The sequence below is a fragment of the Pedobacter sp. MR2016-24 genome, assembly GCF_026239655.1.
GTDB lineage: Bacteria > Bacteroidota > Bacteroidia > Sphingobacteriales > Sphingobacteriaceae > Pedobacter.
The window spans coordinates 315,264-332,316 of sequence record NZ_JAPIVO010000003.1 but is presented as its reverse complement, the minus strand read 5'-3'; the positions used below and the strand labels follow the sequence as shown (position 1 = coordinate 332,316).

The 17,053-nt window shown below is 42.5% G+C and carries 17 protein-coding genes and 1 tRNA gene; 5 read left to right on the top strand and 13 right to left on the bottom strand.

Annotation, left to right across the window (positions count from 1 at the left end):
- Positions 1 to 30: 30 nt before the first annotated feature.
- A complete protein-coding gene (locus OQX62_RS09150) occupies positions 31 to 468 on the bottom strand; it encodes a DoxX family protein (protein WP_265831180.1) in 438 nt (145 codons plus the stop codon).
- A gap of 334 nt (positions 469 to 802) precedes the next feature.
- Between OQX62_RS09150 and OQX62_RS09145 the strand changes: the two genes are divergently transcribed.
- Entirely contained in the window at positions 803 to 2,311 is a 1,509-nt protein-coding gene (locus tag OQX62_RS09145; RefSeq protein ID WP_265831179.1) for a malate:quinone oxidoreductase, read from the top strand.
- Here OQX62_RS09145 and OQX62_RS09140 read toward each other — a convergent pair.
- Positions 2,308 to 3,180, bottom strand: coding sequence for a lysophospholipid acyltransferase family protein (locus OQX62_RS09140; protein ID WP_265831178.1), 873 nt, complete (start codon positions 3,178 to 3,180; stop codon positions 2,308 to 2,310). The genes OQX62_RS09145 and OQX62_RS09140 overlap by 4 nt on opposite strands.
- 259 nt (positions 3,181 to 3,439) lie before the next feature.
- On the opposite strand from OQX62_RS09140, the gene OQX62_RS09135 reads away from it, so the two are divergent.
- Positions 3,440 to 3,512, top strand: a tRNA-Lys gene (locus OQX62_RS09135).
- An 85-nt stretch (positions 3,513 to 3,597) separates the two neighbouring features.
- On the opposite strand, the gene OQX62_RS09130 is transcribed toward OQX62_RS09135, so the two are convergent.
- Entirely contained in the window at positions 3,598 to 4,314 is a 717-nt protein-coding gene (locus OQX62_RS09130; protein WP_265831177.1) for a DUF3667 domain-containing protein, read from the bottom strand.
- 174 nt (positions 4,315 to 4,488) lie between these two features.
- Here OQX62_RS09130 and OQX62_RS09125 point away from each other — a divergent pair, with 174 nt between their 5' ends.
- Positions 4,489 to 5,055 (top strand): DUF4256 domain-containing protein, encoded by a 567-nt coding sequence (locus OQX62_RS09125; RefSeq protein WP_265831176.1) that lies wholly within the window; start codon positions 4,489 to 4,491, stop codon positions 5,053 to 5,055.
- A gap of 27 nt (positions 5,056 to 5,082) precedes the next feature.
- On the opposite strand, the gene OQX62_RS09120 is transcribed toward OQX62_RS09125, so the two are convergent.
- From OQX62_RS09120 to OQX62_RS09110, 3 genes are all read right to left on the bottom strand, one after another.
- Positions 5,083 to 6,000, bottom strand: coding sequence for a helix-turn-helix domain-containing protein (locus OQX62_RS09120; RefSeq protein WP_265831175.1), 918 nt, complete (start codon positions 5,998 to 6,000; stop codon positions 5,083 to 5,085).
- Positions 6,001 to 6,034: 34 nt separating this feature from the next.
- Entirely contained in the window at positions 6,035 to 6,784 is a 750-nt protein-coding gene (locus tag OQX62_RS09115) for an SDR family oxidoreductase (RefSeq protein ID WP_265831174.1), read from the bottom strand.
- 99 nt (positions 6,785 to 6,883) lie between these two features.
- Positions 6,884 to 7,801, bottom strand: a complete 918-nt coding sequence (locus OQX62_RS09110) for an EamA family transporter (RefSeq protein WP_265831173.1) — start codon at positions 7,799 to 7,801, stop codon at positions 6,884 to 6,886.
- A 225-nt stretch (positions 7,802 to 8,026) separates the two neighbouring features.
- On the opposite strand from OQX62_RS09110, the gene OQX62_RS09105 reads away from it, so the two are divergent.
- On the top strand, positions 8,027 to 8,749 hold the full coding sequence (locus OQX62_RS09105; protein ID WP_265831172.1) for a hypothetical protein: 723 nt from the start codon (positions 8,027 to 8,029) through the stop codon (positions 8,747 to 8,749).
- Positions 8,750 to 8,761: 12 nt separating this feature from the next.
- Complete coding sequence (locus OQX62_RS09100) at positions 8,762 to 9,151, top strand: hypothetical protein (RefSeq protein WP_265831171.1); 390 nt, start codon at positions 8,762 to 8,764, stop codon at positions 9,149 to 9,151.
- 81 nt (positions 9,152 to 9,232) lie between these two features.
- On the opposite strand, the gene msrA is transcribed toward OQX62_RS09100, so the two are convergent.
- The 7 genes from msrA to OQX62_RS09065 form a co-directional block, all read right to left on the bottom strand.
- A complete protein-coding gene (msrA, locus tag OQX62_RS09095; protein ID WP_265831170.1) occupies positions 9,233 to 9,724 on the bottom strand; it encodes a peptide-methionine (S)-S-oxide reductase MsrA in 492 nt (163 codons plus the stop codon).
- A gap of 125 nt (positions 9,725 to 9,849) precedes the next feature.
- Positions 9,850 to 11,283, bottom strand: a complete 1,434-nt coding sequence (locus tag OQX62_RS09090) for a TolC family protein (RefSeq protein WP_265831169.1) — start codon at positions 11,281 to 11,283, stop codon at positions 9,850 to 9,852.
- On the bottom strand, positions 11,276 to 14,443 hold the full coding sequence (locus tag OQX62_RS09085; protein WP_265831167.1) for an efflux RND transporter permease subunit: 3,168 nt from the start codon (positions 14,441 to 14,443) through the stop codon (positions 11,276 to 11,278). The genes OQX62_RS09090 and OQX62_RS09085 overlap by 8 nt, the downstream gene beginning before the upstream one ends.
- Positions 14,444 to 14,508: 65 nt before the next feature.
- Complete coding sequence (locus OQX62_RS09080; protein ID WP_265831166.1) at positions 14,509 to 15,591, bottom strand: efflux RND transporter periplasmic adaptor subunit; 1,083 nt, start codon at positions 15,589 to 15,591, stop codon at positions 14,509 to 14,511.
- Positions 15,592 to 15,741: 150 nt separating this feature from the next.
- Complete coding sequence (locus OQX62_RS09075) at positions 15,742 to 16,137, bottom strand: hypothetical protein (protein WP_265831165.1); 396 nt, start codon at positions 16,135 to 16,137, stop codon at positions 15,742 to 15,744.
- Positions 16,138 to 16,283: 146 nt separating this feature from the next.
- Positions 16,284 to 16,469 (bottom strand): Sec-independent protein translocase subunit TatA/TatB, encoded by a 186-nt coding sequence (locus tag OQX62_RS09070; RefSeq protein ID WP_265831164.1) that lies wholly within the window; start codon positions 16,467 to 16,469, stop codon positions 16,284 to 16,286.
- A 72-nt stretch (positions 16,470 to 16,541) separates the two neighbouring features.
- Entirely contained in the window at positions 16,542 to 16,997 is a 456-nt protein-coding gene (locus tag OQX62_RS09065) for a hypothetical protein (protein WP_265831162.1), read from the bottom strand.
- Between the last annotated feature and the right edge of the window lie 56 nt (positions 16,998 to 17,053).

The window sequence follows — 17,053 nt, the reverse complement described above, 5'->3', positions numbered from 1 at the left end:
TAGAACAATTGCATTGGAGAAAGCAGACCTTTAAGCGGCAATTTTCTTTTCGTGTTCAATCGATATTACGCCGTCGCCTTCAATTAAAAATGCGATCAGCGCAATCAGTACAATGCAGGAAAACCAGAATTGTGAGTATGGGCTGAAAATATGGTTGGGCAGGTTGACGAAAAACACTGCAACAGCGAGTATAGGTATGTTGAGCAGGCAAAATAACCTGGTGTTACTACCTAAAGCGATGAGCAGGCCACCTACAATGTGTAAGACTATGATCACATGAGCGCTGAGACTGATGGATACCGCGGCACCCAGCCCGGCATTTTCCATTAATGTTGTGAATGCATGAAGATTGGTTGCAAAGGCGACCCCCTGCCACATCAGTGTTACACCTAGCAGGATTCTCAAATAGTCAATACTTTTTGGATGATGATTGTCACCCCAGTTCCGGATTTTTGTGATCAAGTTCATGGTTTCTATATTTGGTTGTGAATATTTAATATGAATTTACGTAATAATTTGATGACAAAAGAATAATATCGGTTATAATTTGGCGTGATTTTGCACACATTTCAGGGGGTATTTTATCCTGTTTTAGTTTTCTTTTTGCTTGTGTTTGACGAACATAACGCTACCTAATCAAAGAAACAGGAGGGGCCATTTTAGGTTTATGAATTGGATCACGGCATTTTAATCAGGAGTGGGTAAAAATATTACGTATAATCCATAAAAAGAACACTCAACTGTCGCCCATTATATTAATTTTGTGTCCGATAAAAGAAAAGAGTAAATATTGACACCTTCCATGACTAGTAAAAATAATTCTAATAAAGTAGTTGATGTTGTTTTAATCGGTGCCGGCATCATGAGTGCGACACTTGGTGTACTTTTAAAAGAGCTTGCGCCAGAGTTGAGCATAGAGATTTTTGAGCGGCTGGATGTAGCGGCTGCAGAAAGTTCTGATGCCTGGAATAACGCCGGTACGGGACATTCTGCATTTTGTGAATTGAATTATACGCCTCAGTTGCCCGATGGATCTGTAGAGACCCATAAGGCGGTGGCTATTGCTGAATCTTTTGAAGTGTCGAAACAGTTCTGGTCTTTCCTGGTTGCACAAAACATTGTGGGTTCTCCGGAAACTTTTATCAAAAGCATTCCCCATATGAGTTTTGTATGGGGCGATGATAATGTAGCTTTCCTGAAAGAAAGATACACGAAGCTGCAGCAATGTGAGTTGTTTAAGGAAATGACTTATTCTGAAGATCCTAAACAGCTGGAGGAATGGATGCCTTTGGTGATGGCCGACAGAGATCCTGCAGCTAAAGTTGCCGCTACGAGAATGCTGCTGGGTACCGACGTAAATTTCGGTGCACTGACCAGGGAGATGCTGAATACGCTGCAGACAAAACCTGATGTGAGCATGGAATTTAACCAGGAAGTGCGCAAGCTTAAACAAAAAGACGGTATCTGGGAAGTAAAAGTGAGAAATCAGGACACTGGTGATAAAAGAACGGTGAAAGCGAAGTTTGTATTTATTGGTGCTGGTGGTGGTTCTCTTCCGCTATTGGAAAAATCTGATATTCCTGAAGGAAAAGGTTTTGGCGGTTTCCCTGTAAGCGGGCAATGGCTGAAATGTGTAAATCCTGAAGTGATTGAAAAACATAATGCGAAAGTATATGGTAAAGCCGCAGTAGGTTCGCCACCGATGTCTGTTCCGCATTTGGATACGAGAATGATTGACGGCAAAAAGGCTTTGTTATTTGGTCCTTATGCCGGTTTTTCTACGCGCTTTCTTAAGAATGGTTCATTGCTGGATCTTCCGCTATCTATTAAAGTAAATAATATCCGTCCGATGATTGCGGCCGGTTTAGATAATATCCCATTGACAAAATACCTGATAGATCAGGTTAGACAATCGCCGGAAGACCGCATGACTGCACTCAGAGAATACCTTCCTGCGGCAGAAATGAAGGACTGGGAACTGGAGACCGCTGGTCAGCGTGTTCAGGTCATTAAAAAAGATGAGAAATTAGGCGGTGTACTGGAATTCGGTACAGAGGTTGTTGCTGCCGCAGATGGTTCTATTGCAGCTTTATTAGGAGCTTCACCAGGTGCTTCAACAGCGGTTTCTATTATGGTAACCCTAATGGAACGTTGTTTCCCTGAGCAGATGAAATCTGCAGAGTGGACGAATAAACTGAAGCTCATGATCCCTTCATACGGACAGCAGTTGAATAACAATCCAACGCTTGCACAGCAGATCAGGAATGAAACAACTAAAGCCCTGCATTTACAGGTTACGGAGTTAGTTTAATTTGCAGGCTGGTGTTTCCATCTTTTGTGGCTCCAAAGCCAGTAAGTTGGTTCGGCCTGTATCAATTTTTCCAGGAATCGGGCATGAAGGTCTGTGATCTCATGACCTGTAGTTGCTGAGGGGTCTGCTACCAGCGGCACGCAATCTGCCTGATAGTATCCTCTTTTTAATACGGTTACCTTGATATAAAATACAGGCCTGTTTGTTTTTAAAGCAATCTTCTCTATGCCCATGGGTACGGAAGTTTGCTGGTTGAGGAAGTTGATCCAGTAATGCGACTCGTCCCTTGGTGGTGCCTGATCATTTCCGAAGCAGAAAACCGTAGGTCTGTTCTTCGTATCGGTAAGCGCCCTGTAAGTTTGCTTCATTGACGTCATCCTGTTCCCGAACCGAGTTCTCATTTTAAAAAACCAGTTATCAAAGACTTTATTAGACAGTGGTTTGTAAATAGGATAGATGGGTACATCGATATTAGGCCCCATCGCGAGTGTTCCCCATTCCCAGTTGCCATAATGCGCAGAGCAAACCAATATGCTGGTGCCCTGCTTTAAGTGGTCATTGATCAGGTGCATGTTTTTGAAGACAAATCTCTGCTGTAATTCTTTTTTGGAGATGCTTGTCATTTTGACGATTTCCAGGATAACGTTGGACAGGTATTTAAAATAATTCTTCTCTATCATCAAACGTTCATGCGCTGTTTTTTCGGGGAAAGCATTGCGGAGGTTTGTGCGCACTACTTCCTTACGGTAACCAGTGATATGATAAAGCACCAGGTAAACTACCTTAGCAATGATATAAAGCACGGACATTGGCAGGAGGGACAGGCAATATAGAAAGAAGATTCCTACGTGTGAAAAGGCTTTGTTCATTATGGTGATAAAGGTAATCTGTTTAATACTGCAAACTTAAGCCTTATTAAGTTTTTTCTGTACGATCCGGGCTAAAAATTACAATTCATGTTAGCCTGATGTAGGTGAGTACCGCTGCTTTGTAGTACGTTGCTTTTACACCTGAAAATAATCAGCTTGAAATACAGCAGATTGACTCATGTGTCCTTTTTTTATAGGTTTATGATTTGCATAGCCGATATTAAATTCTACCTTTGCAGTCCCTTCAAAAAGGGATTATGATTCCGTAGCTCAGCTGGTAGAGCATTACACTTTTAATGTAGTGGTCCTGGGTTCGAATCCCAGCGGGATCACGAAAGTCCTCAGAGCAATCTGGGGACTTTTGCGTTATAATAATTCGCTTTTTTTTCCGGCATACGTAGTCAGTGTATAAAAAACTTATCTTTTTAAAAGATCTATCAAAAATCCAGTCAGCAAAGTTAACAATGAAAAAGTCAGCATCCCCAACAGGTAGGCGATCAATGCTTTGATATAACTACCAGCTTTATTTTTGTCATAGAATTGCCCCAATGCCCAGGTGAAATATATGGTGCCCAGAACTCCGGCAACTTGCATTAATTTAATTTTAGTTATTCCTTCTGCGAGCGCCACGGCAGCATAAATTAACATGCCCATCCCCATGACAAAACATAGCAGGATTAAGGTCTCGAAAAAATTATAATCGTGTTTTCTAAAAAATACCTTCAACCAAAAAGCGATAAAGATACCCATCAGAATATTTGCATAACCGTAATGATTTTGAATCCAGCTGGAAATTGCTGTAACAGCGGAATTTTTATCCAGGCTAAAATTGGTATACCCTTCTTCAATATGAAAGAAATGGGTGATCAGCGTATATATCAATGAGGTGATGATGATAAATATGATGGGTTTTACCAAACGGCTCCTGTTTTCTGCAAGAAATTCTTTTACACTAGCTCCGGGCTTGATCAATAATTCTTTGATGGTATATAAGATGCCTTTTTCAAAATGCAGTACGTGTTCAATTTCGTGCATGATATAATGACCATCAATTCTTTTGGTTTTTGCAGGATGGCCGCAATTGGAACAAAAGTTACCGGCTAATACAGCATTGCAGCTTTTACAATTAGTCATGGGTTGAGTTTTAGCGTTATTTTTAATTAGGTTTATATTTTTATACCTTGTTAAAAGTATTAAAAAATTTGCATCATATTTATTCTGCGCTGTATATTTATTTGGCTATTTTGATTCTGCTTAAAATAAGCCATGCGGTATATGTAAAATATATGCTTTACCAAATATGATCTGATGAAAAATAACAATAAGGAATTGTCTGCCGAAGACAGGAACGAACTGCTGCGCACATTACAATCCAGGTTTGAGATAAACGCTAATCGTCATTCTGGTCTGGAATGGGCTACTGTACGGGCAAGGCTGGATGCTCAGCCTGAAAAATTGTGGTCGCTCAGTGAAATGGAAAGAACGGGAGGTGAACCGGATGTGGTTGTGTATGATCAGGATTCAGGGACGTTTACTTTCTGCGATTGTGCAGCAGAAAGCCCGGCCGGACGCCGAAGTGTTTGTTACGACCGGGAGGGACTCGAATCCAGGAAAGAGAACAGGCCCCGGGATAGCGCTGTTGATATGGCTGCTGCAATGGGCATTGAACTCCTGTCAGAAGAACAATACTGTTTATTGCAGCAACTGGGCAAGTTTGACCTGAAAACATCAAGCTGGTTAAAAACACCTGCTGCTATCCGGAAACTGGGCGGTGCAATCTTCGCCGATTACCGTTATGGTCAGGTATTCGTATATCATAATGGTGCACAATCCTATTATGCAGCCAGGGCATTCAGGGGAGCTTTGGTCGTCTGAACCGCTATCTTTAGACAAATGTGTCTTTTAATTGAATGACTGGCGGTAGGCATTCGGCGAAAGGCTGGTAAATCGCTTGAAAAGCCTATTAAATGACTGCGGATGTTCGAAGCCCAGTTGATAAGCAATCTCGGCAATACTGAGCCGGCTGGTGCTGAGTCTGTCTTTGGCATTTTCAATCAGGTGGCTGTGTAAGTATTGTTGGGTACTCTGACCAGTCAGGCTTTTAAGTAAATCCGTTAAATACCTTGCGGATACGTGAAGGTGATCTGCTACTTCCTGTACTGTTGGCAGTCCGCCTGAAGACGATCTGTTCTGCTCAAGACGTGCGTCGAGATACTTCTTCAGGTTATCGATCAGGTCATGATAAACAGCTTTTCGCGTCATAAACTGTCGGTTGTAAAAACGATTGCTGTGATTCAATAATAACTCCAGTTGTGACACCATGACATCCTGACTGAAGGCATCAATATGGTGATCCAGTTCGGTAGCGATACTTTTAAATATGGCAAGGATGACTTCCTTTTCTTTTTCGGACAGGAATAAGGCTTCACTGACGGCGTAAGAGAAAAAGCCATACTGCTGCATATTTTTACCCAAATGCGTGTTTCTGATCAGATCTGCATGAAAATAAAGCGTGTAACCTTCATAATTTCTTTCTTCACCAGACATAGTGACCAGTTGATTCGGGGCCAAAAAGGCAAGTCCGCCTTCTTCAAAATCGTAATATCCCTGACCATATTTCACCTGCCCTTTAAAATCCTTTTTGAAAGAGATTTTGTAAAAGTCGATCAGGAAGTTTTTGCCGGCATGCTCCAGATTGGGCTTTGCCTGATCATAATGCACCAGTGCAATGAGCGGATGCAGCGGTAGGGGCTGACCCAGTGCAGTCATCAATGCTGAAATACTTTTAAAAACAAGGGTTTGTGGCGTGAAGGCTTTCATCTGCTGAAATTAAAGATAACAAAATAATTCAGTACTAATCCTGAACCGTTGGACGGATCACAATTTCGCCTACATCTACATGGTCTGGCTGGCTCATGGCATAAATTACACCAGCAGCAATGTCATCCGGTGATATGGCAATTTTTGCCGATTGCTCTTTATAGGCAGCTCTGATTGACGGGTCTTTAACGCTGTCTATTAATTCTGTTTGAACAAAACCAGGGGAGATACCCGTTACCCTGTATTTGCCTTTCGACTCCTGACGGAGTGCTTCAGCTATGGTACGCACGGCATTTTTGGTGCCAGCATAAACTCCCTGTAAGGGTACGATCCTGATGCCTGAAGTTGAAATAATATTGATGATGTGGCCGAAACCCTGTTTCTTGAAGACGGCCAGTCCGGCAGCTATACCATATAAAACACCCTTTAAGTTTACATCAATCATGTCTTCCCAATCTTCTACCTGTAATTCGTCTATCCGGGAAAGATGGCTGATACCTGCATTATTGATCATGACATCCAGTTGCCCGTAATGTTTGCAGGCCAGTTGAACTAACTGATCTACATCTTCGCGACGCCTGACGTCTGTGGTGATATAAACAGCGTCACCTCCGGCGGCTATAATCCTGCCTTTCAGGTCTTCCAGACGATCTGCTCTCCTTGCACCTAAAACAACTTTTACTCCGTGTGCTGCCAGCATCAGTGCTGTTGCCTCCCCGATTCCACTGCTTGCACCCGTGATGGCTACAACTTTTCCTTTCATACGATCTGTGATATAATTCATAACGATTGATTTGATCGTACAAATATCAGCCATGCATTTGGCTTAAAATTAGCCATAACCGTCAAAGGTGTAGTCAGTATAACAGGAAATAAACTATAGTTATTTAGTTTTCAGTTTAACAGTGTTGGAAAGATAGGCTGCGATCAGGATCACCACAATTCCGGCAACCTGAGTCGGAGAAACCTTTTCATCGGCAAAGAAATAACCGAGCAATACGGCAATGACCGGATTTACATAGGCATAAGTGCCTACCAGTGCAGGTGGTCTTACGGACAGCAGGTAGTGCGAGGAGGTAAATGCAATAATTGATCCGGCTATAGCCAGGTAAGATACGGCTGACCAGGTTTTAACTGATACATCAGCAAAATGAAAAGCACTCCAGTGGTCTGCGAAGGGACTAACCATGATACAGGCAATCGTGCCACCAATCAGCTGCCAGCCCACATCACAAAATAGTGAGCTGTCAGATGAAATGGTTTTGTAATAGAGTGATCCTGTTGCCCAGCAGAGACACGAGCCCACAATAACGACGGAGGCCAGAATTTTCATGTTGGCTGAATAATGATGGCTGTTACCTGCCTGATCTTTGAAAAGTATAAGGATACCTATGAGTCCGAGCACAATACTGATGATGGTCATTTTACTATGGAAATAGTTTTTCCAGTTCTTTTTGTCGACCAAAATATAGGCGATAGGTAAAGTGGAAATAAAAACTGCTGTGAGTCCGGAAGAGAGGTATTGCTCGGCCCAGAAGAGCACACCCTGACCAAAAAGAAGCATAAACGCGCCCAGCATCATGTTTTTGAATTGTGTTTTGTTAAAGATATTTTCTTTCTTAAACAGGCAGTAAGCCAGCATGAGTACACCTGCTATCAGGAAACGGAAAGTGGCCATCAAAAAGGGCGGCATTTCTTCCAGCCCGATTTTAATGGCGAGATAGGTAGTTCCCCAGATAATGTATACTGCAGCGAAGGCCAGTACCACTTTAATGTCAAACGCTTTGAGCCAATTTTGCATGTAAACCTGAATTATCGTTAACAGTAAATATAGACAGATTAATATTTAATCATTTCAGCTAAATCGTGATTTTAGTATTTTGTGCAGCTATGTAGTATCTAAAACGAATCCCTGCCTGATTCAGGCTATCAGGCGTTTCTTTTGCTGCAAAATGGCTCAGCATTGTGATTCTTCATTTTAAAATGTAATTTTGAAGCAATTACCTTAACAAAGAAAAACGGCTGCATGATTTTTTTTTACCAGATCAGAACCTTAACACATCAGGTTACACCCTGTCCTGACCTGACTTGTCCATTATGTGGTTCAAGAGGAGGAGTGGAGATCGGTATTTATCAGAAATATGCCTGGATGCTGATGCCAATGTGGCCTGAACATAAATTCGGCATGGCGGCCTGTACGCGCTGTGACCACAGCATACCCAACTTAAAATGGACGGACGAGCTGGAACAGCGGTATTATCAGCTGAAAGAAGAAACGAGAACACCATTGAGCTTGTGGCGGGGAATATTGATCAATCCTCTTTTGCTGCTAACCTTTGCAGGGCTTATTGGCGGACTGGTTTTCCTTCTTGCGGGTAAAAACAAACATCAACAGGCGGAGGATAAAATATTACTGGCAAAGTATATTGCGGCGCCCAAGCCGGGCGATCTGTACCGGACGATGGTCTATATCACCGGGCCCAACCCGGGTTTCAATTATACCTATTTTCGCTACGCGGGTATTTCCGGTGACACACTTTTTGTAGAAAAATTAAAAAAGGAAGTGAGTACTTACGGAGATTGGGACAAATTGGATACTACCCGGCCTGATGCATTTGACAGCAAAAAAATACCATTAAAGTATACAGTATTTGAAAAGAACCAGGATTTTATGGTTTTTGGCGATGATACCATGCGCTTCTTTTTTAAAGGAATAGACCGCGGAGAAGAAAGCATTTCGAAGAATTAATCACCATATATTATGCAGCTACCTGAACAAAATCCCAATAAGGATTACGAATTTGTAAATCACAACTCCAGAAAACCGAAAAAGGCTATTTCTCCTTTGCTACTTGGCCTGATCTTCATTGCCAGTGGTGCGGTGGCCAGTTACTTCTTTATTTATCTGAAACTGAAAGAAATGGAAGCGCATGCTGATGCTATTTCCTATTCTATGAAATTGCTTATGGTTGGCCCCATGTTGGTGATATTTGGTTTATATTTTGTGCTGGTTAAGCCCTCAGATATCAATGCACAATCTCCACGAGATAAAAAATGGCTGTATGTATTTGTGGGAATTTTTATCGTTGCTATGATTGTATTGTATCAATGGTTTGATAAAATGGCCGAAGGATATGGTTATTCTATTTAAAAGATGTCTGTAAACAAGAGAAGGCCGCAATGTTGCGGCCTTCTCTTGTTTACAGACAATAGCTGATATTGTAAGCAACGATCAGCTCATTTTCCAGTCAGGTCTTTCAAAATGACAGGTATATCCGTAAGGATTTTTCTGTAAATAATCCTGGTGTTCTGCTTCTGCATTCCAGAAGTCTGACGCCGGTACTACTTCAGTAACAATTTTTCCGGGCCATACGCCGCTGGCATCCATCTCAGCAATCAATGCTTCAGCTACTTCACGCTGCGTGTCATCCAGGAAAAAAATAGCAGAACGATAAGAGGCGCCTATATCATTTCCCTGCCTGTTCCGCGTAGTAGGGTCGTGAATCTGGAAAAAATATTCAAGCAATCCACGATAAGTTAAAATTGCCGGGTCAAATGTTATCTCTATAGCTTCGGCATGTGTGCCATGGTTCCGGTAGGTAGCATTGGGGACATCGCCGCCGGTATAACCTACTACAGTTGAAGTTACACCAGGATAATGACGTATCAGCTCTTCTACGCCCCAAAAGCAGCCGCCGGCCAGAATGGCTTTTTCAGTATTCATATCTTTCCTTTTTTTGATTGATTAAAGATACACAGCAGCAAGGTAAATGCCAATGATCAATCATAATGTGAGTATCATAAAAAAAGCCGGCAAAATTGCCGGCTCTCTCATTGGTGTGTGTATGCTTATTTCCAGCCTCCGCCTAAATCTCTGTAGACAGAGACTACCGCATTGAGCTGTTCTTTTTTGGTTTCGATCAGTTCGAGTTTTGATTCCAGGGCATCCCTTTGCGTCATCAGCACTTCAAAGTAATCGGCCCTGGCTGATTTGAATAAATCATTAGAGACTTCGATGGATTTGTTCAGTGCTTGCACCTGGCGGGATTTTAAGTCGTAACTCTTTTCCAGATTACTGATTTTGGAAAGGTGATTAGACACCTCCATATAAGCGTTAAGGATAACCCGTTCATAATTGAACATGGCCTGCAGCTGTCTTGAATTTGCGCTGCTGAATTCTGCTTTTATCGCATTGCGGTTGATGAGCGGTGCAGCCAGATCTCCCGCAAGGGAATAAAGCAGAGACTCGGGCAGCCTGAAAACGTAGGATGGTTTGAAAGCCTGAAAACCTATCGCTGCAGAAATGTCCAGTGAGGGATAAAATTCTGCACGTGCTACCTTAACATCCAGTTTCGCCGCAGCCAGTTCCAGTTCTGCCTGTTTAATATCAGGGCGGTTAGCCAGTAATTGCGCAGGAATTCCTGCACTCACAGGTGATGGTTCTAAAGCAAGGAAATCACCTTTTTCCCGCGGGATCTCCTGAGGATACCTGCCCAGCAAAAAGTTAATTTTGTTCTCTGCTTCTTTGATCTTCTGGAGGATTTCGAACTCCATACTCGTTGAAGTCAGCACCTCTGCCTGGAACTTTTGTACTGCCAGCTCTGTTGTTCTCATGGCCTCTTTCTGCACTTTTACAATCTCCAGTGCATTTTTTTGCAGTTTGATGTTCTGTTTTACAATGTCCATCTGACTGTCCAGCGACTGCAGCTCGTAATAATTTTCGGCCACTTCGGCAATCAGGTTAGTGATGACGAAGTTTTTACCCTCGATGCTGGACAGATACCTGCTCATTGCAGCTTTCTTAGAATTACGCAGCTTTTTCCAGATATCTGCTTCCCAATTTGCAGTTGCAGCGATGGTATAATCCATCAGCGGGTCAGGGAATTCCTTTCCCGGAGTAATTTCCGTACTCGCATCACCAGCACCCTGACTCGTATACCGGCCTACCTTTTCCACGCCAAGTCCGGCTCTCAGACCAACCGTTGGCAACAAAGCGCCTTTGCGCACGCGGATATCACTCTTTGCGATTTCTATATCCTGCAAAGTGATCATCAGATCCTTATTGTTTTTTATTGCCGTATCGATCAGATCTACCAGGTTTTTATCCTTAAAAAACTCATGTAAAGGCATGTTCGAGGTATTGGTCGTATCCTGATTATTTCCGTAAGCCAGGGGAATGGGTTTGCTATCGCCCAGTGTGGCTACAGCGGGAACCTTGCAACTTGCTACAGCAAGGCAGGCACCGAAGGCGATACTATATTGATATAACTTGAATTTATACATTGTGGTCAATTTCTTCTGTTAAGGGATTTTCTTCTTCATCTTTAATGAGGGTATGTTTCTCAGCGATTTTCCCGAAGATGTAGTACAAACCGGGAATGATCAGCACGCCGAAAAGTGTTCCTAAGAGCATACCGCCAGCCGCCGCAGAGCCGATTGTGCGGTTACCGATTTTACCCGGACCATTGGCAAATACCAACGGGATCAGACCTGCGATAAATGCAAAGGAGGTCATCAGAATAGGACGGAACCTTACTGCAGCGCCTTCCATTGCGGCATTCATTACTGAAGCACCATCTTTGTGTTTCTGCACTGCAAATTCTACAATCAGCACCGCATTTTTACCAAGTAGACCAATGAGCATCACGAGGGCAACCTGCGCATAGATATTATTCTCCAGTCCGCATATCTTGAGCAGGAGAAAGGCGCCGAATATTCCGCAGGGAAGTGACAGCAAAACAGCAAATGGCAGTATGAAACTCTCATATTGCGCTGCCAGCACGAGATAAACGAAACCAAGACAGATTAAAAAGATATAAATTGCTTCATTACCGCGACCTACTTCGTCTTTTGAGATACCAGCCCAGTCGATCCCGAATCCTCTCGGCAGGGTCTTGTTGGCCACTTCGGTAATTGCATTGATTGCTGCCCCACTGCTGTATCCCGGCGCAGCGGCACCGCTGATTTCGGAAGCATTGTACATATTATGACGGGTAATTTCAGATAGTCCGTATACCTTTTCCATTTTCATGAAAGCGGAAAAAGGGACCATTTCATCTTTGTCATTTTTAACATACAACTTCAGGATATCTTCGGGCAGTGCCCTGTACTCCGGGGAAGCCTGTACCATCACTTTATACTGACGGTCATATTTGATGAAATTGGTTTCGTAATTACTGCCCACCAACGTGGAAAGCGTATTCATTGCGTTTTCTATGGTGACGCCCTTTTGTTTGGCCAGGTCGTTATTCACCCGCAGCATATACTGCGGAAAGCTGGCACTGTAAAAGGTAAACACCGACGATAATTCCGGACGTTTACTGAGTTCCCTGACAAAATCCTTACTCACGGTTTCCATCTTTTTAAAATCGCCCGACCCCAATTTATCCAGCAAACGGAGCTCAAAACCTCCGGCAGCACCATAACCCGGAACGGCCGGTGGCTGGAAAAGTTCGATACTGGCACCGGTAATCTCTTTCGATTTCTCTTCCAGTTCTTTCATAATCTGGTCTACCGAATGTTTCCGGTCTTCCCAGCTTTTGAGATTGATCAGACAGGTACCCGAGTTGGATCCTGTTCCTTCTGTAAGAATTTCGTATCCTGCAAGGGAAGAAACAGATTGCACGCCTTCGATACGTTCAGCAACTTTCTGCACTCTTTCTGCAATTTCGTTGGTACGTTCCAGTGACGATCCCGGAGGGGTTTGTATAATCGCATAAAACATCCCCTGATCTTCATTGGGAATAAAACCCGATGGCAGACTGCTGTTTAGAAAATAGGTACCCGCACAGAATGCAAGGAGCAGACCCCAGGTAATTACCCTGCGGTTGATGATGGCGCCAAGAATTTTCTGATACCTGGCTGAAAGTCCGTTAAACCCGTTATTAAATCCATCCAGGAATTTGTCCAGCCCTTTTTTCTTCTTTGCCTCACCATGGTTGTTCTTGAGCATCATCGCACAAAGCGCAGGGGTAAGGGTTAATGCAACGATACCTGAAAGTATAATGGCAGTAGCCATGGTAATAGAGAACTGCCTGTAGAATATACCTACCGGGCCTGACATAAATGCAACAGGTACAAATACGGCGGCCATCAAAAAGGTAATCGCAATAATGGCTCCGCCAATTTCGTGCATCGCTTTTTTAGTCGCTTTCAATGCAGAAATATGTTCTTCCTGCATTTTAGCGTGAACTGCTTCAATTACCACGATGGCGTCATCCACCACGACTCCAATGGCCAGTACCAGTGCGAATAAGGTGATCAGGTTCAGTGTAATTCCGAAAAACTGCATGAAAACAAAAGTTCCGATTAGTGATACCGGTACCGCAATGGCGGGAATCAGCGTAGATCGCCAGTCGCCCAAAAACAAGAATACCACCAATCCAACCAGAATAAATGCTTCGACCAGGGTGTGGATTACTTTATCAATTGAGGCATCAAGAAATTTGGAAACATCGTAACTGATCTCATAATCTACCCCTTTAGGAAAAGAAGTTTTTTTGATCTCTTCCATTTTGGCCTTGATGTCTTTAATTACCTGGCTGGCATTACTTCCGTAAGATTGTTTAACCGTTATCGCTGCCGAGGCGTGACCGTTCAGGTTGGAATAGATATCATACATGGCACTACCGAATTCAACCGTAGCTACATCTTTTAGTCGCAGGATCTCTCCATTTGGATTTGACCTTAAAATAATATCTGCATATTGCTCCTTAGTGGTATAACGACCCGGATATTTAAGTACATACTCAAAAGACTGGGAACGTTTACCCGAACTTTCACCAGTTTTACCCGGTGAAGCTTCCAGACTTTGCTGATTCAATGCTTCCAGCACCTCATCTGCTGAAATCTTGTAAGCCAGCATGCGGTCGGGCTTAAGCCAGATGCGCATGGCATATTCCCGGCTACCCAGGATATCTGCCACACCCACACCATCTACACGCCTTAATTCTGAAAGGAGGTTGATATCTGCGAAATTATACAGGAACTTCTGATCGGTTTTTGGATCTTTACTGTACAGATTGATGTACATCAGCATGTTAGACTCTTCACGAGTAATCTTAACACCTTCACGCACGACCAGTGGGGGTAGTTTATTTACTACCGAAGCCACACGGTTCTGAATATTTACAGAAGCCTGATTAGGATCTGTACCGAGGTTAAAAATGACCTGGATAGAAGCTTCACCATCATTACCTGCATCGGAAGCCATGTATTTCATACCAGGCACCCCATTAATGGCGCGTTCCAGCGGAATGATGACCGACTTGATCATCAGCTCTCCATTTGCTCCGGGATATTCTGCTGTGATGTTTACCTTGGGTGGTGAAATAGAGGGGAATTGCGTAACAGGCAGGTGGGTCATAGCCAGCACCCCCAGAAACACTATAATGAGCGATATAACTATAGAGAGGACAGGCCTCTGTATAAACTTATTAAACATTGATTTGCTGTTTTAATGATTTAACCAAAATGGAATTTAAATGAGCTTACCGGATGATAACCGGACTATTCAGCTTTTAAGCGCAGGTGAGAAATAATCTCCTTTGGTGCCTTGTATTCATATTTGATTTTTTCATCATCCTTGACTTTCTGAACCCCTTCGAGCAGGATTTTGTCATTTTCGGTGATGCCGCTTCCCACTACATATAGATCAGGCATTTCACTCGCGATAGTGATGTTTCTTGATCTGACTACATTGTTTTTGTCGACCACAAACACATAAGTTTTATCCTGAATTTCATAAGTAGCTTTTTGTGGAATGACCAGCGCATTACGCAGTGGAACAAGCATTTGCACCTCGCCGGTTTCCCCATTTTTCAGCAGTTTATCAGGATTTGGAAAACGTGCCCTGAAGGCGATATTTCCTGTCTCACTATTGAATTCACTTTCTACCACTTCCACATTGCCTTTATAAGGCAGCAGATTATTATTGGCTAAACGCAGGCTTACTTTATTTTCTGCCCGGCCTTTAATGTTGGTTTGATATTCCAGATATTCCGGCTCCGATACATTGAAATAGGCGAACATCTGCGTATTGTCAGACAAACTGGTCATCAACTCACCTTCATCTACAAGACTGCCCAGTTTGAGGGGAATACGGTCAATCGTACCATCAAAAGGAGCTTTGATTTCAGTAAAAGAGAGGTGTAATTTTGCCAGGGAGATTTCTGCCTTTGCCTGTTCCAGTTTGGCCTGAGCCATCAGCTGCTCATTCTTTGAAACTACATTTTTATCGGCCAGTGTTTTCGCATTTTGCAGTTCTATCTCTGCCGCGCGGCCTTCTGCCTGTGCCTTGAGTAGTTCTGCCTCATAAACTTTAGGCATGATCCTGAACAGGAGCTGCCCCGCTTTTACAGCCTGACCTTCATCGACATAAATGTTTTGCAGGTAGCCTTTTTCCTGGGCGCGGATTTCAATATTCCGTACAGAACGGATCTGGGAAACATATTCTTTGTTAAATGAAGTGTCAATCTTCAATGGATTGGTAACCGTATAATTACTGGCTTCTTCTTTTTCTTCTTTTTTCGGTGTACAGCTTGTAAGGTACAGCACGGCTATAAAGCCCGTGAACACTAGGATTCTCTTCATGAGTATAAAATGGAAATAATGCAATTGAATAGTTGGAATAGGAAATTCCATGGAACGAAATAGCAGCACCCGCAATCAGTCCGGATTTATCATCAGCAGTGAACGCCTTGACAGATCAGGATTTTTATTGGAGACTGTTTACATTATTTCTCAGATTCTCAATACTCTCTGGGTAATGTAGAGAGGGGAGGAAAGGTCGCAAAACGACGGATAGGTGACGAAACGCTTATAATAATGGTTAGACAAACACAGATCTGTAAAGGCAAAATACCATCTGTCTGCTAAACTATATTTTTCTGCTAAAAAAGTATTGACTGCACCTTCATCGAGATCATGCCCGCTGAGGTATTCCTCATCAAGGTCGATTTCCGCATCGTCAATAACCGGGTTTCCACGTTCTGTATTGGTTAATTTGTGGTGCCTGTTTTTAACAGGAGTATGTGGAGGATTAGCTTCTTTACGTATATCATAAGTTTGCGCATGCAGGGAAGTATTCCCGCAAAACAAAAATAGAATCAGACATACATAAAAGGCAAACACTCTCATTGGGCAGCTAAAGTACAGAAAGTACTGAAAGATTGAAAGAAAAAAATAAATTATGGCATAACGCAAACTTAAATGATATTAAACGGACGTATTATATTCATACATTTAATATCATTTAAGTTTTGGAGGACAAGCTGATTTGTAAATTAAACCTCTTTCTGTACCTTAGGTTCGTCAGTACCTTCCTGTCCATTCTTGAATTCTTTAATTCCTTTGCCCAGACCTTTCATCAGTTCAGGAATTTTCTTTCCGCCGAATAATAAAAGGACTGCTACAGCTACGATGATCATTTCCGGGCCACCTAAGAGAGCAGCGATTGTTGTGTTTAACATGTAAGTTCAATTAAGGTATATGTTTAATTTCATAAGAACTTACGCATTAAATTGTAGCCTGGTTTTTATATCTTAAATTGGGGACATAATGCGGATCAGGTATTCACCAGGTAATTCATATTTATATTTTATGATAAAGACTCCACTTATAATAGCCAGAAAGAGAGGAAAAATAAATATACCTATAGAAAGCAATGTTTCCATCCATTGTACACTCACCATGTCGCCTCTGTGTATAAAAGTAAAATGTTTTTTTCTGTAGTGCCATGAAATCCTGTCTGCAATGAGAACTGATAAGATGAACAACAACGGGAGAGCCGCAAGGAATTTGCACATCAATATTAACATCGTTGATCCTGCGATATTGATTGAAAGGTATTTGTTATCCTTAATCAATTTGAGGTAATTTCGCTGCTCAGGCCGGCGATGAAAAGGGTCGAAAAGATAAACCCAATACAGCATTGCAGTACAGGTAAAGATTAGTTCCGGAGTGGTGAGTTGTTTAGCGGATAAGAGTATAAGGGGCATCAATTGTTATAAAATTTACCGCAATATATATCAATCATAGAAAAATGATGCATAAA